We start from the raw sequence: 19,640 nt of genomic DNA, 5'->3' as shown, positions 1-19,640 counted from the left end.
CGCTTGCAAGGCTTCAGCCTTGCTGCGCACGGGCGCCTTGCATCCAGCCCCTTGGCCCGCCAACGCGACCCCGGAAATAGGGTGAACAGGCCCTCAGCGCCGACGGCCCGCAAGGGTTATCCCGCAGGCGTGTTTTCTCGGCATTCATTTAACATGTTAAATAATTCTGAGAGGCACAGCTTTTGAGCACCACCTTCACGCACCGCAATTTGCCGCGCCTGCTGCTGCAGGCCCGCGAAGCCGTGATGGCCCACACGCGGCCCAGCCTGCGCGAGCACGCGCTGTCCGACCAGCAATGGCGCGTGCTGCGCGTGCTCGGCGAGCACGGCGCGGTCGACACCGGCCGCGTCGCGCGCGAGGCTTTCATCCTCGGTCCCAGCCTCACCGGCGTGCTGGCGCGCATGGAGCGCGACAACCTCATCACCCGCGCCCGCGACCCGGCCGACCAGCGCCGCACCGTGGTCGAGGCCACGCCGCACGGCATGAAGCTCGTGAAGCGCCTGGGCACCAGCATCGAGGCGCACTACGACTGGATGGAGCAGTCGCTGGGCAAGGCCAAGCTGACGCAGCTCTACGGCCTGCTGGACGAACTGATCGCGCTGGAGCAACCCGAACCATGACCACTTCCTTTCTCCCCACCGGCACCGTGTACGGCACGCTGCTGAACTTCCGCGCCGAGGCCGCGGCGCTCGCGCCGCAGATGACCGAGGCGCCCTACAAGGCACCGCCGAAGGCGCCCGTGCTCTACGTGAAGACGGCCAACACCTGGAGCCCGCACGGCAGCACCGTCACCGTGCCCGCCGCGGTGTCCGACGTGGAAGTCGGCGCCAGCATCGGCATGGTGATCGGCGCCGAGGGCGACATCGAAGGCTTCGTGCTGCTGAACGACCTGTCGATCCCGCATGCGAGCTTTTTCCGCCCGCCGGTGAAGTTCAAGTGCGTCGACGGCTTCCTGGGCATCGGCCCGGCGCTGCGCGACGCGCAGGAGGTGGCCGACCCGGCGCAGTTCCGCGTCGAGGTGCGCATCAACGGCGAGCTGAAGCAATCGATCGACTTCTCGCAGCTCGTGCGCCCCGCGCCGCAACTGCTCGCCGACGTGGGCGAGTTCATGACGCTGGCGCACGGCGACGTGCTGATGCTCGGCTGCGACCTGGGCCGTCCGCTGGCCCGCGCGGGCGACCGCATCGACATTTCTGCGCCGGGGTTCGAAACCCTGACCAACACGCTGGTGAAGGAAGCAGCATGAAGCACGCACGCGTCATCTTCGAAGGCCGCGAGCACACCGGCACCGCGCACGAATTCAACGGCCAGGCCGACGCCGCCGTGCGGCTGCAAGACGGCCGCGTCGTGCCGCAGGAGCAGCTCGTGTGGCTGCCGCCGCTCGCGCCCACGGCGCGCCCGCGCACCATCCTCGCGCTCGGCCTGAACTACGCCGACCACGCGAAAGAACTCGAGTTCAAGGCGCCCGAGGAACCCCTGGTGTTCGTCAAGGGCCAGAGCACGCTCATCGGCCACCGCCAGCTCACGCACCGCCCGACCGACGTGAAGTTCATGCACTACGAGTGCGAGCTCGCCATCGTGGTCGGCAAGACCGCGAAGCACGTGAAGCGCGACGACGCGTACGACTTCATCGGCGGCTACACGGTGGCCAACGACTACGCGATTCGCGACTACCTCGAGAACTGGTACCGCCCCAACCTGCGCGTGAAGAACCGCGACACCTGCACGCCGCTGGGCCCGTGGTTCGTCGATGCGGCCGACGTGGCCGACCCGATGGCGCTCGCGCTGCGCACCACGGTGAACGGCACCGTCACGCAGCAGGGCAACACGCGCGACATGATCTTCGACGCACCCTTCCTCATCGAGTACTTCAGCCGCTTCATGACGCTGTCGCCGGGCGACCTGATCCTCACCGGCACGCCCGACGGCGTGGTCGATTGCCAGCCGGGCGATGTGGTCGTGACCGAGATCGACGGCATCGGCGCGCTGGTCAACACCATCGCCGCGCGCTGACCGCACCCCTTTCAGAAAAACGGAGACACACCGCCATGACGACCGCCAGAACCCGGACCTTCCGCCTTGCTGCCGCCTTCGTGGCGGCCAGCGCCGCCACGCTGCTGCTCGCACCCGCAGCGACCGCACAGACCGCCTCGGCCTACCCGACCAAGCCCGTGCGATGGGTCGTGGGCTACCCGGCCGGCGGCGGCACCGACTACCTCGCGCGCACGGCCGGCGCGCAGCTCTCGCAGCAGCTCGCACAGCCCGTCACGGTGGACAACCGCCCCGGCGCGGGCGCGATCATCGCGTCGGAAAACGTGGCGCGTTCGGCGGGCGACGGCTACACCGTGTTCTCGGCCGACAACGGCGTGCTGGTCTACAACCCCGCGCTCTACAAGAAGCTGCCCTACGACGCCGAGAAAGACTTCGCGCTGCTCGGCATGATGGGCCGCTCGCCACTCATCATCACGGCCGCGCCGGGCGCGGGCTTCAGCGACGCCAAGGCGCTCATCGCCGCGCTCAAGGCCTCGCCGGGCAAGTACAGCATCGCCACGCCGGGCACCGGCAGCCCGCACCACCTGGCCTACGAGCTGTTCCAGCGCGAGGCCGGCGTGTCGCTGCTGCACATCCCCTACAAGGGCGGCGCGCCGGCCCTGCAGGACCTCATGGGCAACCAGGTGCCGCTGATGATGCTCGACCTGCCCAGCGGCATCAGCGCCGTGAAGGCCGGCAAGGTCATTCCGCTGCTGGCCATGTCCACCGAGCGCGTGCCGCAGCTGCCCCAGCTGCCCACGGCCAAGGAACTCGGCTACGCCGTCGAGGCCTACACCTGGCAGGGGCTGGTGGCACCGGCCGCCACGCCCAAGGACATCCAGGCGCGCCTGGGCGCCGACCTGCTGAAGAGCATGAACGACACCGGCGTGAAGCAGAAGCTCTACGACGCCGGCTGGGAAGCCCGCCCCACGGACGCCGCCGAGATGGCCCGCTTCGTGGACACCGAACGCAAGAAGTGGCACGCGCTGATCAAGGCGCGCGACATCAAGCTCGACTGACGACACACCGCCGCAAGGCCGCAACACCTTCACGCCCATGCAACAGATCCATCACCTCATCGACGGCAAGCCGGTCCAAGGCGCCGACTACTTCGAAACCGTCAACCCCGCCACGCAGGAAGTGCTGGCCGAAGTCGCCTCGGGCGGCGAGGCCGAAGTGAACACCGCCGTGGCGGCCGCCAAGGCCGCCTTCCCCAAGTGGGCCGGCCTGCCCGCGCCCGAGCGCGCCAAGCTCATCCGCAAGCTCGGCGACCTCATCGCCAAGCACGTGCCCGAGATCGCGCAGACCGAGACCAACGACTGCGGCCAGGTGATCGCGCAGACCGGCAAGCAGCTCATTCCGCGCGCGGCCGACAACTTCTACTACTTCGCCGAGATGTGCACGCGCGTCGACGGCCACACCTACCCCACGCCCACGCACCTGAACTACACGCTGTTCCATCCGGTGGGCGTGTGCGCGCTCATCAGCCCGTGGAACGTGCCCTTCATGACCGCCACCTGGAAGGTCGCGCCCTGCCTGGCCTTCGGCAACACGGCCGTGCTGAAGATGAGCGAGCTCTCGCCGCTCACGGCCGCGCGCCTGGGCGAGCTGGCGCTCGAAGCGGGCATTCCGGCCGGCGTGCTGAACCTGGTGCACGGCTACGGCAAGGAAGCCGGCGAGCCGCTGGTGGCGCACCCCGACGTGCGCGCGATTTCGTTCACCGGCTCCACCGCCACCGGCAACCGCATCGTGAAGAGCGCGGGCCTGAAGAAGTTCAGCATGGAACTGGGCGGCAAGAGCCCCTTCGTGATCTTCGAAGACGCCGACCTCGACCGCGCACTCGACGCGGCCGTGTTCATGATCTTCAGCAACAACGGCGAGCGTTGCACGGCCGGCTCGCGCATCCTGGTGCAGCAGTCGATCTACGCCGACTTCGCCGCGAAGTTCGCCGAGCGCGCCAAACGCATCACCGTGGGCGACCCGCTGGACGAAAAGACCATCGTCGGCCCGATGATTTCGCAGGCCCACCTGGCCAAGGTGCGCAGCTACATCGAGCTGGGTCCGAAGGAAGGCGCGACGCTGCTGTGCGGCGGCCTCGAGGCACCGTCGAACCTGCCCGACCGCGTGAAGAAGGGCAACTACGTGATGCCCACCGTGTTCGCCGACGTCGACAACCGCATGAAGATCGCGCAGGACGAGATCTTCGGCCCGGTCGCCTGCCTGATCCCGTTCAAGGACGAGGCGCACGCCATCGAACTGGCCAACGACATCGCCTACGGCCTGAGCAGCTACGTGTGGACCGAGAACATCGGCAAGGCGCACCGCGTGGCCGCCGCCGTGGAAGCCGGCATGTGCTTCGTCAACAGCCAGAACGTGCGTGACCTGCGCCAGCCCTTCGGCGGCACCAAGGCCTCGGGCACGGGCCGCGAAGGCGGCACCTGGAGCTACGAAGTGTTCTGCGAGCCGAAGAACATCGCGGTGTCGATGGGCTCGCACCACATTCCGCACTGGGGCGTGGCGTGAACACGCAACGCCGCACGCTGCTGCAGGGCGCCGCCGCATTCGCGGCCCTGCCCTCGCTGGCGCGCGCGCAAGCAGCATGGCCGAACAAACCCGTGCGCATCGTCGTGCCCTTCACGCCCGGCGGCACCACCGACTTCGTCGCGCGTCTCGTCGGCCTCGAACTCGGCAAGGCGCTGGGCCAGCCTGTGATCGTCGAGAACAAGCCCGGCGCCGGCACGGTGATCGGCGTCGACGCGGTCGCCAAGTCGGCGCCCGACGGCTACAGCTTCGTGTGCGTGGCCAACAGCTTCACGGCCAACCAGACCCTGGTGCGCAAGCTGCCCTACGACACACTCAAGGACCTGCGCCCCGTGGCGCTCATGGGCATGTCGGAGCACGTGCTCGCCACGCACCCGGGCAGCGGCCTGAAGACGCTGGCCGACCTGCGCAACCAGGCCAGGGCCAAGCCCGGCACGCTGAGCTTCGCCTCCTTCGGCAACGGCACCTCGGCGCACCTGTCGGGCGAGATGCTCAAGCTGCAGATGGGCCTGGACATCGTGCACGTGCCCTACAAGGGCCAGGGCCCGGCGCTGGCCGACCTGCTCGGCGGCCAGGTCACCGTCATGTTCGGCAACTGGCCCGAGTTCCGCGGCCATGTGCAGGCCGGCAAGCTGGTGGCGCTGGGCATGGCGACCGCGCAGCGCTCGCAGTACGCGCCCGCGATACCCACACTGGCCGAACAGGGCGTGGCCATCGAGTCCAATTCGTGGAACGGCCTGCTGGCCCCGACCGGCACGCCTGACGCCATCGTGCAACGCGTGAACGCCGAAGTGAACCGCGCGCTTGCGTCGCCAGCGGTGACCGAGGCTTTCCACAAGGGCGGCATCGCGTCGCTGTCGGGCACGCCCGAGCGCTTTGCCGAGTTCATCCGCAGCGAGATCGCGAAGTACGGCGACGTGATCCGCAAGGCCAACATCCAGATCGAGGGCTGACCATGAGCCTCTATGCGATGCAGAAATTCCTGTTCGCGCTGAACCGCGACGCCGACGTGCAGCGCCGCTTCGGCGAAGGCGGCGACACGCGCGCCACGCTGCTGGCGGGCTACGACCTGAACGACGAAGAGCGCGAAGCGATCGGCAGCGGCGACATCGGCAAGCTCTACGTGCTCGGGTGCAATGGCCAGCTGCTGATGCACTTCGCGCCCCTGCTCGGCGTGGCATGGGCGGACTACCTCGAAGCCATGCGCGAAGGCGTGCGCAAGTACGGCCCGGTGCGCGCCGGCATCTACGCAATGACAACCGGAACCGACGAGAAAGTGGCAGGCGTATGAGTCTCGTATTCGCAGGCGTGTGCAGCCACGCCCCCGGCATCACCGGCCGCGCGCACCTGGCCGACCCGGCGGTGAAGGACGAGTTTCACGCGCAGTTCCATCGCTTCGGCGAGGCGATGCGGGCCACGAAGCCCGACGCGGTGATCGTCATCGCGGCCGAGCACTTCGCGAACTTCTTCATGAACAACATGCCGGCCTATGCGATCGGCATGGCCGACAGCTACGAGGGCCCGATCGAAGACCCGAAATGGCTGGGCATCGAGAAGCACACCATCCCCGGCGACGCCGCGCTGTCGCAGCGCCTGATCCGCGAAGTGATGCAGACGGTGGACGTGGCCTACGCGGAAGAATGGAAGTTCGACCACGGCATCATGGTGCCGCTGAACTTCCTCACGCCGAACTTCGACACCAAGGTCATTCCCGTGAACATCAACTGCCAGGGCCCGCCGCTCACGCCGCTGCACCGCGCGTGGGCCTTCGGCGAAGCCCTGCGCCGCGCCTGTGACAAGGTGCCCGAGCGCATCGCGCTGGTGGGCACGGGCGGCATCTCGCACTGGCCGGCCACGCCCGACTCGGGCAAGGTCAATGCCGAATGGGACGCCGAGTTCATGCGCCGCTGGTGCGCCAACGACCGCGAGGCGCTGCTGTCGCAGGCCGACTACGGCGACGAGGCCACCTACCGCGAAGCGGGCCAGGGCGGCTTCGAGATCCGCACCTTCCTGAGCGTGGCCGCGGCCGCGCGCGGCAAAGGCGAGATCTTCCACATGAAGGCCATCCCGATCTTCGCGGTGACCTGCACGGCCGCGACGATGTCGGTGGTTTGAACGGAGCACGACCATGCCGCACCTGGTGATCCTGTACACGCCCAACATCGAGGCCGAGACCGACGTGTCGGCGCTGTGCCGCACGCTGGCCGACACCATGCTCGAACAGCGCGACGAGGCCGGCAAGCCGGTGTTCCCCACCGGCGGCACGCGCGTGCTGGCCTACCCCGCCGCGCACTATGCGGTGGCCGACGGCAAGGCGGACTACGCCTTCGTGTACCTGAACCTGCGCATGGCCTCGGGCCGCTCCGAGGCGGTGAAGAAGAAAGCCGGCGACGAGCTGCTGGCCGCCGTGCGCGCGCATTTCGAGCCCGTCTTCACGCAGCGCCACATCGGCATCACGCTGCAGATCGACGAAGCGCCGGGGCAGGTGTACGACGGCAAGCACAGCAACCTGCATCCCCTGTTCAACAAATCATAAAAAAGAAGCGAGCCCCCATGCTCTCCACCGCCACCATCGCCCAACTGGCCGCCGAACTGCACGAGAGCGAGAAGTCGCGCGTGCAGGTCGAGCACTTCTCCAAGCGCTTCCCCGAGATGACCATCGAGGACGGCTATGCCATCTCGCGCGAATGGGTGAAGCACAAGATCGCCGAAGGCCGCATCGTCAAGGGCCACAAGATCGGCCTCACCTCGCGCGCCATGCAGCAGGCCAGCCAGATCACCGAGCCCGACTACGGCACGCTGCTGGACGACATGTTCTTCGAGCAGGGCGGCGACATCCCGTTCACGCGCTTCATCGCGCCGCGCATCGAGGTCGAGCTGGCCTTCGTGCTCGGCAAGAAGCTGCAGGGGCCCAACGTGACCATCTTCGACGTGCTGGCCGCCACCGACTACGTGGTGCCCGCCATCGAGATCATCGACGCACGCATCGAGCAGTTCGACCGCCACACCAAGGCCATGCGCAAGGTGTTCGACACCATCGCCGACAACGCGGCCAATGCGGGCATCGTGCTCGGCGGCCGCCCGGTGAAACCCGACGCGGTCGACCTGCGCTGGGTGAGCGCACTGCTCTACAAGAACGGCGTGATCGAGGAGTCGGGCGTGGCCGCGGCCGTGCTCAACCACCCGGCCACCGGCGTGGCCTGGCTCGCGAACAAGCTCGCGCCGTGGGACGAATGCCTCGAGGCCGGCGAGATCGTGCTGGGCGGCTCGTTCACGCGCCCCACCAACGCGGTGCCGGGCGACACCTTCCACGCCGACTACGGCCCGCTCGGTTCCATCGCCTTCCGTTTCGTCTGACGAGTTTTTTCATGCACACCCCACTCAACACCTTCAAGCAGGCCCTGCAGGCCGGCCAACCCCAGATCGGCCTGTGGGTCGGCCTGGGCGACGGCTACGTGGCCGAGCTTCTGGCCGGCACCGGCTACGACTGGCTGCTGGTCGACGGCGAGCACGCGCCCAACGACGTGCGCTCGGTGCTCGCGCAGCTGCAGGGCATCTCCAGCGCCTGGTCGGCGCAGCCCGACGCGCAGCGCTCGCACCCCGTCGTGCGCATTCCGGTCGGCGACACCACGCTGATCAAGCAGTACCTGGACATCGGCGCGCAAACGCTGCTGGTGCCGATGGTCGACACCGCCGAGCAGGCCGCGCAACTGGTGCAGGGCATGCGCTACCCGCCCGAAGGCATCCGCGGCATGGGCAGTGCGCTGGCGCGCGCCTCGCGCTGGCAGGCCTACCCCAACTACCTGCACGAAGCCAACGCGCAGACCTGCCTGCTGGTGCAGGCCGAGACGGTCGAGGCGATGAAGAACATCGACGCCATCGCGGCCACGCCGGGCGTGGACGGCGTGTTCATCGGCCCGGCCGACCTGTCGGCCTCGATGGGCTTCGTGGGCCAGCCCAACCATCCCGAGGTGCAGGCCGTGATCGCCGACGCCATCGCGCGCATCCGCAAGGCCGGCAAGGCGGCCGGCATCCTGTCGACCACCGAGGAGCAGGCACGCAAGTGGCTCGCGGCCGGCGCGCTGTTCGTGGCCGTGGGCGTCGACACGATCCTGCTCGCGGCGGCGGCCAAGCAGCTGCTCGCGAAGTACAAGGCCGCGCCGGGCGCCACCGCGCCCAACGGCTACTGATCCACCGTCAAGGACATTTCGATGCGACGCACCACCCTCGCGGCTTTCGCCGCAGCTGCCGCCCTGTTCCTCGGCGCCTGCGCCCAGACGGGCCCGGCCTCGACCGCGCAGGCCCGGCAGGAAGCCAACCGCCAGACCGTGCTCGCCTTCTACGAGAAGGGCCTGAACCAGAAGGACGCCGACGCGGCGCTGCAGTACGTGGGCAACCGCTACGTGCAGCACAACCCCACGGCGGCCGATGGGCCCGAGGGCTTTCGCAAGTTCATCGCCTTCCTGCGCGAGAAGTTTCCGAACTCGAAGAGCGAGATCAAGCGCAGCTTCGTCGACGGCGACTACGTGATCCTGCATGTGAACGCGGTGCGCGAGCCGGGCACGCGCGGCAGCGCCATCGTCGACATCTTCAAGCTAGAGAACGGCAAGATCGTCGAGCACTGGGACGTGGTGCAGCCCGTGCCCGAAACCGCCGCGAACAAGAACGGCATGTTCTGACGCCCCGCCCTTCCACGAGCCAGCCTTCGCCAGCCGCATGACCACGCCCACCGACCCCACGAAACGCTTCCGCTCCGCGACCATCCGCGAGGGCACGATCCGCGCGACCACGCGCAGCTTCCTGCACGCGCTGGGCCAGGACGACGAGGACATCGCGCGCCCGCACGTCGGCGTGTTCCACACGGGCGGCGAGATGAGCCCGTGCAACCTCAACCTGCGCGAGCAGGCGCAGCACGCCAAGACCGGCATCTACGCTGGCGGCGGCACGCCGCACGAATGCCCGGTGGTGTCGGTGAGCGACGGCCTGACGATGGCGCACTCGGGCATGCGCTTCTCGCTGATCTCGCGCGAGCTCATCGCCGACAGCGTGGAAGCGTCCACGCGCGGCCACCAGTGGGACGGCATCTTCGCCATCGGCGCCTGCGACAAGAACCTGCCGGGCCTGATGATGGGCATGGTCCGCTGCAACGTGCCCAGCGTGTTCGTGCACGGCGGCTCTGCCCTGCCGGGCCAGATGCCCGGGCCCGACGGGCGCGACCTGAACGTGGTCGACACCTACGAGACCATCGGCAAGGTGCTGGCCGGCACCGCCACGCACGACGAACTCGACGCCATGAGCCGCGCCTGCCTGCCCACGGCCGGTGCCTGCGCAGGGCAGTTCACGGCCAACACCATGGGCATGGTGTCGGAGGCGCTGGGCCTGGCGCCCATCGGTTCGAGCATGGTGCCGGCGGTGTTCAGCGAACGCGCGCCGCTGATGCGCCGCGCCGCCAAACAGCTCATGAAGGCGGTGATGGGCGACGGCCCGCTGCCGCGCGACGTCGTGACGCGCAAGGCGCTCGAAAACGCCTGCGCCGTGGTCTCGGCCACGGGCGGCTCGACCAACGCCGCGCTGCATCTGCCGGCCATTGCGCACGAGGCCGGCATCAAGTTCCATCTGGACGACGTGGCCGAGATCTTCGCGCGCACGCCGCTCATTGCCGACCTGCGCCCCGGCGGCCAGTACCTGGCGCGCGACGTCTACTACATCGGCGGCGCGGGCGTCATCCTGCGCACGCTGCTGGAGCAGGGCTTCCTGCACGGCGACGCCCTCACCTTCACCGGCCGCACGCTGGCCGAGGAAGTGGCCGACGCCGCCGCGCCCGACGGCCGCGTGGTGCGCGCGGCGGGCAACCCGATCACGCGCGACGGCGGGCTGGCGGTGCTCAAGGGCAACCTCTGCCCCGACGGCGCGCTGCTCAAGACGGCGGGCCTGAAGACGCTGGTGCACCGCGGCCCGGCGCGCGTCTTCAATTCGGAAGAAGAAGCGCAGGCGGCGGTGCAGAACCGCCGCTACGAAGCGGGCGACGTGATCGTCATCCGCAATGAAGGCCCCAAGGGCAGCCCCGGCATGCGCGAGATGCTGGGCATCACCGCGCTGCTGTACGGCCAGGGCATGGGCGACAAGGTGGCGCTGCTCACCGACGGGCGTTTTTCGGGTGCCACGCGCGGCCTGTGCATCGGCTACGCGGGGCCCGAGGCGGCCGACGGCGGGCCGATCGCGGTGCTGCGCGACGGCGACATGGTGGCCATCGATGCACGCGCCGCGGCGCGCAGCATTTCGGTCGAACTGAGCGCCGAAGAAATCGCGTCGCGGCTGGCCGGACGTGAGGTAAACGCGGGGGCGGCGCACGGTGGTTTGTTGGAAAAATACGCGCTCACCGTGCGCCCTGCCCACCAGGGCGCCGTGACCCACTCGGGCGCGGTCACCTGGCTGCGCGACGAGTCGTGATCCTGTTGACTCCTCACCATCCCGAAAAGAGACAGACATGACCTTCACCCGCCGCCACATGCTGCAGTCCACCGGCGCTTCGGCGCTGCTCGCCAGCCTCGGCCAGCAGGCCTTTGCGCAGGCTGCCGCGCTCGAGAACGCCACCATCGTCACCGGCTTCGCGGCCGGCGGCACCTCGGACACCACCTGCCGGCGCCTGGCGCTGAAGCTGAGCCCCGACTACGCCAAGACCGCCGTGGTCGAGAACCGCACCGGCGCGGGCGGCCAGATCGCCGTGAGCTACGTGAAGGGCCGCCCGGCCGACGGCACCACCATCCTGCAGACGCCCACGTCGATCCTCACGATCTACCCGCACATCTACAAGAAGCTGCCCTACGACCCGATGGTCGACCTCACGCCCGTGAGCCTGGCCTGCATCTTCGACTTCGGCTTCGCGGTCGGCCCGGCCGTACCGGCCACCATCAAGACGGTGCCCGAGTTCCTCACCTGGGCCAAGGCCAACCCGGCCGGCGCCAACTACGGCTCGCCGGCCGCGGGCTCCACGCCGCACTTCATCGGCGCGCTGCTGGGCAAGCAGGCCGGCGTCGAGCTCAAGCACGCGGCCTACCGCGGCACGCAGCCGGCCATGCTCGACCTCCTGGGCGGCAACATCTCGGCGGTGTCGGGCCCCATCGGCGACATCACGCAGCACCTGCAGTCGGGCAAGGTGCGCATCCTGGGCGTGTCGGGTGCCAAGCGCAGCCGCTTCGCGCCCGATGTGCCGACCTTCGGCGAGCAGGGCATCAAGAACATGGCGCACAGCGAATGGTTCGCCTTCTTCCTGCCGGCCAAGGCCTCGCCCGAGCTGGTGACGAAGCTCAACACGGCGATGAAGAACGCGCTCGCGCAAAAGGACGTGATCGACGGCCTCGGCACCTTCGGCCTGGAAGCCATGTCTTCCACGCCGGCCGAGCTGGCCGATCTGTTGAAGAAGGACACCGCCAAGTGGGCGCCGATCGTGAAAGAGGTCGGCTTCACGGCTGAAGGTTGATCACATGAAGGAACTGCCATGAACACACTCGCCACCGCGCCGTCGGCGCTGGTCCATCCCTCGATCCATCCCGACGAGCGCGCCGCGCGCGAGGAGCTCGCGGCCTGCTACCGCGTGTTCGCGATGCTGGGCTGGACCGAGATGATCTACAACCACATCACGGTGCGGCTGCCCGACAGCGTGACGGGTGGCGAGAAGCAGTTCCTCATCAACCCCTTCGGCCTGCACTACAGCGAGGTGACGGCCAGCAACCTGGTGAAGATCGACCTGCAGGGCAAGGTGCTCGACGGCTCGACCTACCCGGTGAACCCGGCCGGCTTCGTGGTGCATGCGGCCATCCACGACGGCCTGCCCGGCGCGCACTGCGTGATGCACACGCACACCACGGCCGGCGTGGCCGTGGCCTGCCTGCAGGGCGGCCTGCAGCAGACCAATTTCTATACCGCCCAGCTGCACGGCATGGTGGCGTACCACGACTTCGAGGGCATCACGATCCATGCCGACGAGGGCCCGCGCCTCTTGAAGAGCATCGGCGATCGCAACGCGGTGATCCTGCGCAACCACGGCCTGCTGGCCTGGGGCCAGACGCTGCCGCAGACCTTCGCGATCCTGTGGACGCTGCAGCGCGCCTGCGAGATCCAGATGGCGACCTTCTCGATGGGCGCCGCGATTCCGGTGAGCGAAGAGATCGCGCAGCGCTGCACGCGCGACGCGCTGCAGTTCAGCCCCGCGCACGGCGCCGGGCAGGACGTGTTCAATGCGCTGGTGCGGCAGGTGGACCGCATCGACCCGAGCTACCGCAACTGAGGCGCCTGTTCCCATGAAGATTTGCATCTACGGCGCCGGCGCGATCGGCGGATGGATCGGCGTCGGCCTCGCACAAGCAGGCCAGCGCCTGAACGTGGTGGCGCGCGGCGCCACGCTCGACGCGCTGCAGAAGGACGGCCTCTCGCTCATGCGCGGCGACGTGCGCACGCGCGTGCCGGTGAACGCGGTGGCCGACCCCGAGGCACTGGGCGTTCAAGACCTGGTGGTGATCGCCGTGAAGGCGCCCGCGCTGGCCGGCGTGGCCGAACGCATCGGGCCGCTGATCGGGCCCGACACGATCGTGCTGGTGGCCATGAACGGCGTGCCGTGGTGGTTCCTCGAAGGCGGCTTCGGCGGCGAGATCACGGGGCACCGCCTCGCGGCCGTCGACCCCGAAGGCGCCATTGCCAAGGCCATTCCGTCGCGCAACGTGATCGGCTGCGTGGTGCACGCCAGCTGCTCGCTCGACGGGCCGGGCGTGGTGCGTCACCACTTCGGCAACGGGCTGATCGTGGGCGAGCCTTCGGGCCAGGCCACGCCGCGCGTGCAGAAGCTGGTCGAGCTGCTGAAAAGCACGGGCATCGACACCACGCTGTCGCCGCAGATCCAGAAGGACGTGTGGTTCAAGCTGTGGGGCAACATGACGGTGAACCCGATCAGCGCGCTCACCGGTGCCACCACCGACCTGATCATGGGCGACGACTATGTGCGCGGCTTCATCTCGGCGGTGATGCTCGAGGCCAAGGAGATCGGCCGGCGCATCGGCATCGAGATCACGCAAAGCCCCGAAGACCGGCATGCGGTGACGATGAAGCTCGGCGCGTTCAAGACCTCGATGCTGCAGGACGTGGAAGCGGGCCGCTCGGTCGAGCTCGACGCGCTCGTCACCGTGGTGCGCGAGCTGGGCGAGCTGACGGGCGTGGCCACGCCGTTCACGGATGCGCTGCTGGGGTTGGCGCGGCTGCGCACGCGGCAGCTCGGGTTGTACTGAGCGGCCTGCCGCTGACTACCAGCGGTTTTCGGGTGCAGCGCCGATGGCCTCGACGCAACGGGCCACGATCTTCGTGCGCTCCTCGCGCAGCCGCTGCCAGCCGTCGGCCTGCCACTGGGTCCAGGCCAGCGGCTCCGATTCGTAGCTGCAGCCGATCGGCGGACGCATGAAACCCGCGCGCCCCAGCGAGGCGCCGTACTTGAGCCGGAACAGTTCGTCCGAGCCCATCAGGTTTTCGTAGACGAGGTGCCACGACCCCGGGACCAGCGGCGAGTCGGCCTCTTTCGGCGTCTGGCGCGCGGCCTCGATCTCTTCGGGCGTGGAGCCGTCGGTCAGCGCGGTGGCGAGCGCGGTCTCGGTGCGGCGGCGGTAGATGTCGGTGGCGATCTTGCTCAGGGCCTCCTGCAGGTCGCTCATCGCCGGGTTGACGCTCACCGGGTCGTCGCGCAGCGCTTCGAGCGTGGTGCCGCCGAGGCCGTCTTTCGAGAAGCCCTGCACGGCCGCACCGGTGCCGAGCACGGCGAACGCGACGTTCAACGCGACCTGGCCGGCCACGCGGCCCACCGTGTCTTCGCGGCGCACCACGCGCAGGTGATCGGCGCCGCTCTGCTGGGGCATGCGCAGGTAGCGCACGCGGGTTTGGGGCGCGGCTGCGGCAGGTGCGGCTTCGGCGGGTGCCGCGGCCATGGGCTGTGCGGCCGCTTCGGTCTGGGCTTGTGCCGAGAAGCCGGCGATGGCCAGTGCCAGGCCGAGGGCCTGCCGTGTGGCACGCGACGGCGTTCGTTTCTTCGTCGAATGGGTCATTGAACTGTTTTCCTCCGGCGCGGATTGTCTCCGGCGTGGCGGCTCGGTTCTATCGACGATGTTCAGGGCGTGTGCACAGGCCACCGGGTACTTCCCTCCGCGAATGTCCCCCGGCCTGCGGCCTCCTCCTTGATTTCGCTGCGGGAAGCACCCAGTGTCCTGCGCACGGGACACGCTGCGGGTGCTCGCCGATCAACGACCACTGCTGATGACGCTCACGCCGATGCGGCGCCTTGCGCAGCGAAATCAAGGAGGAGGGGCGAAGCCCCGGGGGACATTCGCGGAGCAAGGTACCGCGTCGGCGGGAGCGTCGCCCCCGAACGTCAGGCGTTCAGCTCAACCCGCCAGCCCGACGTACACGTTCTGCACGTCGTCATTCGCATCGATGGCAGCAAGAAACGCCTCGACCTCTTCCAGGTCGGCAGCGCTCAGGCTCGCAGGATCAACGGGGTTCTTGGGCCGGTAGCCCAGCTTGGCCGACAGCACGGTGAAGCCCTGGGCCGGGAGCGCGCGGCTCACCAGGTCGAGGTCGGCGGGCTCGGTCAGGAACAGGGTGGTGCCGTCTTCGGCGCCCGGCTCGAAGTCCTGCGCGCCGGCTTCGATGGCGGCCACTTCGGCGTCGGCGTCCTTGCTGGCGGGCTCGGCTTCGATCATGCCGAGGTGGTCGAAGTCCCACGAGACCGAGCCGGAGGTGCCGAGCTGGCCCTTGCGGAACAGCACACGCATTTCAGGCGCGGTGCGGTTCACGTTGTCGGTCAGGCACTCGACCATCACGGCCACGCGGTGCGGGGCGAAGCCCTCGTACATGACGTGGTCGAAGTGCACCGCCTCGCCCGTGAGGCCGGCGCCCTTCTTGATGGCGCGGTCGAGCGTGTCCTTCGGCATCGAGACCTTGCGGGCCTGCTCGACGACCAGCCGCAGCCGCGCGTTCGAGGCCGGGTCGGGGCCGTTGCGCGCGGCCATCATGATTTCCTTGGCCAGCTTGCCGAACAGCCGGCCCTTGGCATTCGCGGCCACGTCCTTGTGCTTGGCTTTCCATTGCGCGCCCATGTCTGCATTCCTTGGTGTTGTGGGGGGCGGCGAAACGCCGCAGCCCCCGAGGATGCCACGAGCCGGGGGCCGCGCCCAGCCGGCCCCCTTCCGCCGTCAGGGGCGCCCCTGCGGCACGCCCTCCTCCGGCGCCAGGCTCACCCACAGGGCGGCGCCCACGATCAGCAGGCCGCCGGCCCAGCCCCAGGCGCCGATGCGCTCGCCCAGCCCGAGGGCCGCGATGGCCGCGCCGAACACCGGCTCGCTGCCCATGAGCAGCGACACGCGGCTCGGGCTGCTGCGCGAGGCCGCGTGGTTCTGCGCGAAAAAGGCGAACACGGTGCACAGCAGCACGAGGTACGCCATGCCCCACCAGAAGCCGGCCGTGGCGGGCGGCAGGTGCCAAGTGCCGCCGCCGGACACGGCCAGCAGCGACATCGCCGCCGCGCCCAGCGCCATCACGCCGGACTGCACGGCCGTCAGCGTGAGCGCCGGCAGGGTGTGGCGGCCCGCCAGGCGGCGGGTGAGGCACACCATGACGGCGCGCAGGCAGGCAGCGGCCAGCATGAGGGCATCGCCCCACCCCATCGACAGACTGGCGAGCGAGGGCGCCGACAGCAGGGCCGCGCCCACGGCCGAGAGCCCGGCCGCCCAGAACACGCGCCGCGCCGGCCGCCGGCCCAGCAGCCACCATTCGACAAAAGGCGTGATCGCCACGCACAGGCTGATGAGGAAGGCGGCGTTGCTCGCCAGGGTCAGCGAGACGCCGAAGGTCTCGCACAGGAAGATGGCGAGCAGGTTGGCGCCCAGCAGGCCGCCCACGGCGAGCCCCTGGCGCCACTGCGGGTCGCGCCACAGCGGCCGCAGCGCGGGCAGCAGCACGAGAAAGGTGAGGCCGAAGCGCAGCGCGACGAACTCAAGCACGGGCAGCTGCTGCGTCGCCTGCTTGGCCACCGCGTAGCTGCCGCCCCAGACCGCCGCCACGAGCAGCAGCATGAGTTCGGCGGGGCCGAAGCCGGCCGTCCACGACCCGCGCCCCGCCGGGACCGCACCTTGCAACGCCTTTGAATCCATACTGTCTGCCCGCGGCCCGGGGCGCCTGAAAGAAGAAGAGAAGGCGCATTGTTCCGGGCGGCACCAGGGCCGCACAGCCGTCGGCCGGAACAGGACTCTTGCGTGGTCGGAACGAATTCATTTCTCAAGGTGCTGCCCGAGATGGTGACCTTCGTGCGGGTCGCCGAACTGGGCAGCTTCTCGGCCGCCGCCGACCTGCTGGGCATCACGCCCTCGGCCGCGAGCCGACAGGTGAAGCGGCTCGAACAGGAGATCGGCGTGCAGCTGCTGCAGCGCACCACGCGCCAGCTGCGGCTCACGGAGCCCGGTGCCGAGGCTTTTGCGCGCTGTCGCGAGCTGGTGGCGGCGGCGCAGGGCGCGATGGACATCGGCGCGCAGTTCGCGCGCACGCCGGCCGGCCGGGTGCGCCTGAGCGCGCCGAAGGCCTTTGCGCGGCGCGTGCTGCATCCGCACCTGCTCGACTTTCTGCGCGCCTATCCGGAAGTGGACGTGCAGCTGATCGTGGCAGACCGCGACATCGACCCGATCCGCGAAGGCGTCGACCTCGTGGTGCGGCTGACCACGGCGCCGCCCGAGGGGCTGGTGGCGCGGCGGCTGATGGCGGTCGAGCACATCCTGTGCGCCACGCCGGCCTACCTGGCACGCCACGCCGCCATCGCGCACCCGCACGACCTGCGCGCGCACAGCTGCCTGTCGCTGGGCGAGCACGAGCGCGACAACCACTGGCGCTTTCGAAAAGACGGTGAAGACGAGGTCGAGGTGGTGGTGGACGGCCGCTACGTCTGCAACCACAGCGAGATGCGGCTCGACGGCGCGCTCGCGGACCTGGGCGTGGCCTGCGTGCCGGCCTTCACGGCGCGCGAGGCGCTGGACGACGGCCGCGTGGTGCGCGTGCTGCCCGACTGGGCGCTGCAGGGCAGCTACCAGGGGCACGCGTGGCTGATGTACCCGCCCAGCCGCTACCTGCCGCCCAAGTGCCGGGTGCTGGTCGAGCACCTGCTCAGCGCGGTGCCTTCCCCGTGAGCACGCGCACGGCCTCGGGCAGCGAGTGGACCTGCGGCATGAAGTGGTCGATGAGCGCGCCCAGCGCCACCGCGCAGACCACCGCGCCCAGCAGCGGCTTCCAGGTGAGCCGCACCGCCGCCATGAGCCAGCCTTCGCGCGCCACGCGCACCGCGGCGCGGGCCGACACGTAGGAGAAGGCGACCTCGATCGCCACGGCCAGCAGCGCGTCCCAGCTGAAGTACAGCAGCACGAGCGAGCCCGCGCCGAGCACGACGGCCACGCACAGCAGGAAGATGGCGAGCACCGGCACGACGATGATCGCGCCTTCGTCGGCGCTGCCCGCGGCGTCGAGCGCGCCGCTGGCCACGTCGGAGAGTGCGCTGCCGCCGTCGGCGGCGTCGGGCGCGCATCCATGATCGCTGGAGCCGTCGGCACCCAGGTCGACATCGGGCGCCTCGACCTCGGTGCGCCGCTCCACCAGCCGCTGCGCCCACCAGCGCAGCACGCACAGGTAGCCGACGTAGCCCACGCCCAGTGTGACGAGGTAGCGCACGGCCAGCGACTCGACATGCAGCAGGTGCATCTGCAGCGCCGACACGCCCCACATGAGGAGCAAGGTGAAGGTGCCGATCAGCAGACCGTGCGTGCGCAGGCTGTGATCGCGGTGCAGGTCGCGTTCGACCTGGGTTTCCCACAGGCGCACGGAACGCCAGTTGGAAAGAACCTTCACGTCATTCGTCGGCGGGTGCGAAGGGCACCCGCGGCGCAACCGCGCACATGAGTTCGTAGCCGACGGTGCCGGCGGCCTGCGCCACCTCGTCGATGGGCAGCACCGCGCCGGTCAGGGCCGAGCGGCCCCACAGCGTGACCTCGGCGCCGAAGGCGGCATCGGGCACGGGCGTGAGGTCGACGGTGATCATGTCCATGCTCACGCGGCCCACCATGCGGGTGCGCACGCCGTTCACCAGCACCGGGGTGCCGGTGTCGCAGTGGCGCGGGTAGCCGTCGGCATAGCCGACCGCCGCGATGCCGATGGTGAGCGGGCCCTCGGCCGCAAAGCGCGAGCCGTAGCCGATGGTGTCGCCGGCCTTCAGCGTCTGCACCGAGATGAGCCGGGTCGACAGCGTCATGGTCGGCTGCAGCTGCCAGTGCGCCGCGTCGTGTTCGGGGAAGTCGGGGGCGCTGCCGTACAACACGATGCCGGGGCGCACCCAGTCGCCGCGCGTGCGCGGCGCATGGCGCAGCGTGGCCGCGCTGTTGGCGATGGAACGCTCGCCGGGCAGGTCGCGCGTGGCGCGCTCGAACACCTCGAGCTGGTGCTCGATGCCGCGCGGGCCGTCGGCGTCGCTGAAGTGCGTCATGAGCGAGATCTCGTCGACCTGCGGGAGCGCATTGAGGCGCGTCCAGGCCGAGCCGAAACGCTCGGGCGAGAAGCCCAGGCGGTTCATGCCGGAGTTCATCTTCAGGAACACGCGCTGCGGCTTCAGGGTCTTGTGGGCCGCGAGCATGTCGATCTGCTCGTCGCAGTGCACCGAATGCCACAGGTCCAGGCGCGAGCACAGCTCCAGGTCGCGCGCGTCGAACACGCCTTCGAGCAGCAGCACCGGGCCGCGCCAGCCCAGCGCGCGAACGCGCTCGGCCTCGGCCAGGTCGAGCAGCGCGAAGCCGTCGGCGCCGCGCAGGCCTTCGAAGACACGCTCGATGCCGTGCCCGTAGGCGTTGGCCTTGACCACGGCCCAGACACGGGCGTCGACGGCCGAGCGGCGGGCGCGGTCGAGGTTGTGGCGCAGGGCGGCGGTGTGGACGGTGGCGAGAATGGGGCGCGGCATGGCGGGTGTTGGGGTGGTTTCAGACCACGTTTTAGCATCTTCGGGAATG

At 69.5% G+C, this 19,640-nt stretch carries 22 protein-coding genes; 17 read left to right on the top strand and 5 right to left on the bottom strand.

Annotated features, from left to right (window positions below; translation table 11 throughout):
* Positions 1–182 precede the first annotated feature (182 nt).
* The 16 genes from hpaR to AC07Y4_RS12580 are packed head-to-tail and all read left to right on the top strand — an operon-like array spanning position 183 to position 13,850.
* Positions 183–620: a homoprotocatechuate degradation operon regulator HpaR gene (gene hpaR, locus AC07Y4_RS12655; protein ID WP_056583837.1), complete on the top strand. Its 438-nt coding sequence runs from the start codon at positions 183–185 to the stop codon at positions 618–620.
* Complete coding sequence (locus tag AC07Y4_RS12650; RefSeq protein WP_487848856.1) at positions 617–1,246, top strand: fumarylacetoacetate hydrolase family protein; 630 nt, start codon at positions 617–619, stop codon at positions 1,244–1,246. Before hpaR ends, AC07Y4_RS12650 begins: the two co-directional genes overlap by 4 nt.
* Positions 1,243–2,013, top strand: coding sequence for a fumarylacetoacetate hydrolase family protein (locus AC07Y4_RS12645; protein ID WP_487848857.1), 771 nt, complete (start codon positions 1,243–1,245; stop codon positions 2,011–2,013). Before AC07Y4_RS12650 ends, AC07Y4_RS12645 begins: the two co-directional genes overlap by 4 nt.
* 35 nt (positions 2,014–2,048) lie before the next feature.
* Positions 2,049–3,050, top strand: a complete 1,002-nt coding sequence (locus AC07Y4_RS12640; RefSeq protein ID WP_487848858.1) for a Bug family tripartite tricarboxylate transporter substrate binding protein — start codon at positions 2,049–2,051, stop codon at positions 3,048–3,050.
* A 37-nt stretch (positions 3,051–3,087) separates the two neighbouring features.
* A complete protein-coding gene (gene hpaE, locus AC07Y4_RS12635; protein WP_487848859.1) occupies positions 3,088–4,554 on the top strand; it encodes a 5-carboxymethyl-2-hydroxymuconate semialdehyde dehydrogenase in 1,467 nt (488 codons plus the stop codon).
* Entirely contained in the window at positions 4,551–5,525 is a 975-nt protein-coding gene (locus tag AC07Y4_RS12630) for a Bug family tripartite tricarboxylate transporter substrate binding protein (protein WP_487848860.1), read from the top strand. The genes hpaE and AC07Y4_RS12630 overlap by 4 nt, the downstream gene beginning before the upstream one ends.
* 2 nt (positions 5,526–5,527) lie before the next feature.
* On the top strand, positions 5,528–5,863 hold the full coding sequence (locus AC07Y4_RS12625; protein WP_159273489.1) for an aromatic ring-opening dioxygenase subunit LigA: 336 nt from the start codon (positions 5,528–5,530) through the stop codon (positions 5,861–5,863).
* The gene (locus tag AC07Y4_RS12620) at positions 5,860–6,687 is read left to right on the top strand and encodes a DODA-type extradiol aromatic ring-opening family dioxygenase (protein WP_062476853.1); all 828 of its coding nucleotides are present in this window, start codon (positions 5,860–5,862) and stop codon (positions 6,685–6,687) included. The genes AC07Y4_RS12625 and AC07Y4_RS12620 overlap by 4 nt, the downstream gene beginning before the upstream one ends.
* Before the next feature lie 13 nt (positions 6,688–6,700).
* Entirely contained in the window at positions 6,701–7,108 is a 408-nt protein-coding gene (locus tag AC07Y4_RS12615) for a 5-carboxymethyl-2-hydroxymuconate Delta-isomerase (protein ID WP_487848861.1), read from the top strand.
* Between the two features lie 17 nt (positions 7,109–7,125).
* Entirely contained in the window at positions 7,126–7,929 is an 804-nt protein-coding gene (gene hpaH, locus AC07Y4_RS12610) for a 2-oxo-hept-4-ene-1,7-dioate hydratase (RefSeq protein ID WP_062476860.1), read from the top strand.
* 11 nt (positions 7,930–7,940) lie between these two features.
* Positions 7,941–8,762: a 4-hydroxy-2-oxoheptanedioate aldolase gene (gene hpaI, locus AC07Y4_RS12605; protein ID WP_487848862.1), complete on the top strand. Its 822-nt coding sequence runs from the start codon at positions 7,941–7,943 to the stop codon at positions 8,760–8,762.
* A gap of 21 nt (positions 8,763–8,783) precedes the next feature.
* The gene (locus AC07Y4_RS12600) at positions 8,784–9,251 is read left to right on the top strand and encodes a nuclear transport factor 2 family protein (protein WP_139704058.1); all 468 of its coding nucleotides are present in this window, start codon (positions 8,784–8,786) and stop codon (positions 9,249–9,251) included.
* A 37-nt stretch (positions 9,252–9,288) separates the two neighbouring features.
* The gene (gene ilvD, locus AC07Y4_RS12595) at positions 9,289–11,022 is read left to right on the top strand and encodes a dihydroxy-acid dehydratase (RefSeq protein ID WP_062476869.1); all 1,734 of its coding nucleotides are present in this window, start codon (positions 9,289–9,291) and stop codon (positions 11,020–11,022) included.
* A 37-nt stretch (positions 11,023–11,059) separates the two neighbouring features.
* On the top strand, positions 11,060–12,052 hold the full coding sequence (locus tag AC07Y4_RS12590; RefSeq protein WP_095743196.1) for a Bug family tripartite tricarboxylate transporter substrate binding protein: 993 nt from the start codon (positions 11,060–11,062) through the stop codon (positions 12,050–12,052).
* Positions 12,053–12,070: 18 nt separating this feature from the next.
* Positions 12,071–12,859 (top strand): class II aldolase/adducin family protein, encoded by a 789-nt coding sequence (locus AC07Y4_RS12585; RefSeq protein WP_070063516.1) that lies wholly within the window; start codon positions 12,071–12,073, stop codon positions 12,857–12,859.
* A 13-nt stretch (positions 12,860–12,872) separates the two neighbouring features.
* Positions 12,873–13,850 (top strand): 2-dehydropantoate 2-reductase, encoded by a 978-nt coding sequence (locus AC07Y4_RS12580; protein WP_095949818.1) that lies wholly within the window; start codon positions 12,873–12,875, stop codon positions 13,848–13,850.
* A 15-nt stretch (positions 13,851–13,865) separates the two neighbouring features.
* On the opposite strand, the gene AC07Y4_RS12575 is transcribed toward AC07Y4_RS12580, so the two are convergent.
* The 3 genes from AC07Y4_RS12575 to AC07Y4_RS12565 all read right to left on the bottom strand — a co-directional run bounded on the left by AC07Y4_RS12575 (position 13,866) and on the right by AC07Y4_RS12565 (position 16,757).
* Positions 13,866–14,654 (bottom strand): hypothetical protein, encoded by a 789-nt coding sequence (locus tag AC07Y4_RS12575; protein WP_487848863.1) that lies wholly within the window; start codon positions 14,652–14,654, stop codon positions 13,866–13,868.
* 336 nt (positions 14,655–14,990) lie between these two features.
* The gene (locus AC07Y4_RS12570) at positions 14,991–15,704 is read right to left on the bottom strand and encodes a YebC/PmpR family DNA-binding transcriptional regulator (protein WP_062476883.1); all 714 of its coding nucleotides are present in this window, start codon (positions 15,702–15,704) and stop codon (positions 14,991–14,993) included.
* A 96-nt stretch (positions 15,705–15,800) separates the two neighbouring features.
* The gene (locus AC07Y4_RS12565; RefSeq protein WP_487848864.1) at positions 15,801–16,757 is read right to left on the bottom strand and encodes a DMT family transporter; all 957 of its coding nucleotides are present in this window, start codon (positions 16,755–16,757) and stop codon (positions 15,801–15,803) included.
* 141 nt (positions 16,758–16,898) lie between these two features.
* On the opposite strand from AC07Y4_RS12565, the gene AC07Y4_RS12560 reads away from it, so the two are divergent.
* Complete coding sequence (locus tag AC07Y4_RS12560) at positions 16,899–17,780, top strand: LysR family transcriptional regulator (protein WP_487848913.1); 882 nt, start codon at positions 16,899–16,901, stop codon at positions 17,778–17,780.
* On the opposite strand, the gene AC07Y4_RS12555 is transcribed toward AC07Y4_RS12560, so the two are convergent.
* Complete coding sequence (locus AC07Y4_RS12555) at positions 17,758–18,492, bottom strand: hypothetical protein (RefSeq protein WP_495274581.1); 735 nt, start codon at positions 18,490–18,492, stop codon at positions 17,758–17,760. The two genes, AC07Y4_RS12560 and AC07Y4_RS12555, sit on opposite strands and share 23 nt — an antisense overlap.
* A gap of 1 nt (position 18,493) precedes the next feature.
* Positions 18,494–19,591 carry an alanine racemase gene (gene alr / locus AC07Y4_RS12550; protein ID WP_070063521.1) on the bottom strand — a complete coding sequence of 366 codons (1,098 nt, stop codon included), beginning with the start codon at positions 19,589–19,591 and terminating at the stop codon, positions 18,494–18,496.
* Positions 19,592–19,640: the final 49 nt, after the last annotated feature.

The organism is Variovorax sp. GW460-12-1-14-LB1 (assembly GCF_059423605.1).
This window is presented reverse-complemented; position numbering and strand designations above follow the sequence as displayed.

What these genes read in the sequence shown, in the direction of transcription:
- AC07Y4_RS12600 (WP_139704058.1), top strand. Translation starts at nt 8,784, where the DNA reads ATGCGACGCACCACCCTCGCGGCTTTCGCCGCAGCTGCCGCCCTGTTC.
- AC07Y4_RS12625 (WP_159273489.1), top strand. Translation starts at nt 5,528, where the DNA reads ATGAGCCTCTATGCGATGCAGAAATTCCTGTTCGCGCTGAACCGCGAC.
- hpaH (WP_062476860.1), top strand. Translation starts at nt 7,126, where the DNA reads ATGCTCTCCACCGCCACCATCGCCCAACTGGCCGCCGAACTGCACGAG.
- AC07Y4_RS12575 (WP_487848863.1), bottom strand. Translation starts at nt 14,654, where the DNA reads ATGACCCATTCGACGAAGAAACGAACGCCGTCGCGTGCCACACGGCAG.
- AC07Y4_RS12580 (WP_095949818.1), top strand. Translation starts at nt 12,873, where the DNA reads ATGAAGATTTGCATCTACGGCGCCGGCGCGATCGGCGGATGGATCGGC.
- AC07Y4_RS12570 (WP_062476883.1), bottom strand. Translation starts at nt 15,704, where the DNA reads ATGGGCGCGCAATGGAAAGCCAAGCACAAGGACGTGGCCGCGAATGCC.
- AC07Y4_RS12590 (WP_095743196.1), top strand. Translation starts at nt 11,060, where the DNA reads ATGACCTTCACCCGCCGCCACATGCTGCAGTCCACCGGCGCTTCGGCG.
- AC07Y4_RS12585 (WP_070063516.1), top strand. Translation starts at nt 12,071, where the DNA reads ATGAACACACTCGCCACCGCGCCGTCGGCGCTGGTCCATCCCTCGATC.
- hpaE (WP_487848859.1), top strand. Translation starts at nt 3,088, where the DNA reads ATGCAACAGATCCATCACCTCATCGACGGCAAGCCGGTCCAAGGCGCC.
- AC07Y4_RS12620 (WP_062476853.1), top strand. Translation starts at nt 5,860, where the DNA reads ATGAGTCTCGTATTCGCAGGCGTGTGCAGCCACGCCCCCGGCATCACC.
- AC07Y4_RS12645 (WP_487848857.1), top strand. Translation starts at nt 1,243, where the DNA reads ATGAAGCACGCACGCGTCATCTTCGAAGGCCGCGAGCACACCGGCACC.
- AC07Y4_RS12565 (WP_487848864.1), bottom strand. Translation starts at nt 16,757, where the DNA reads ATGGATTCAAAGGCGTTGCAAGGTGCGGTCCCGGCGGGGCGCGGGTCG.
- hpaI (WP_487848862.1), top strand. Translation starts at nt 7,941, where the DNA reads ATGCACACCCCACTCAACACCTTCAAGCAGGCCCTGCAGGCCGGCCAA.
- AC07Y4_RS12615 (WP_487848861.1), top strand. Translation starts at nt 6,701, where the DNA reads ATGCCGCACCTGGTGATCCTGTACACGCCCAACATCGAGGCCGAGACC.
- ilvD (WP_062476869.1), top strand. Translation starts at nt 9,289, where the DNA reads ATGACCACGCCCACCGACCCCACGAAACGCTTCCGCTCCGCGACCATC.
- alr (WP_070063521.1), bottom strand. Translation starts at nt 19,591, where the DNA reads ATGCCGCGCCCCATTCTCGCCACCGTCCACACCGCCGCCCTGCGCCAC.
- AC07Y4_RS12640 (WP_487848858.1), top strand. Translation starts at nt 2,049, where the DNA reads ATGACGACCGCCAGAACCCGGACCTTCCGCCTTGCTGCCGCCTTCGTG.
- AC07Y4_RS12650 (WP_487848856.1), top strand. Translation starts at nt 617, where the DNA reads ATGACCACTTCCTTTCTCCCCACCGGCACCGTGTACGGCACGCTGCTG.
- AC07Y4_RS12560 (WP_487848913.1), top strand. Translation starts at nt 16,899, where the DNA reads ATGGTGACCTTCGTGCGGGTCGCCGAACTGGGCAGCTTCTCGGCCGCC.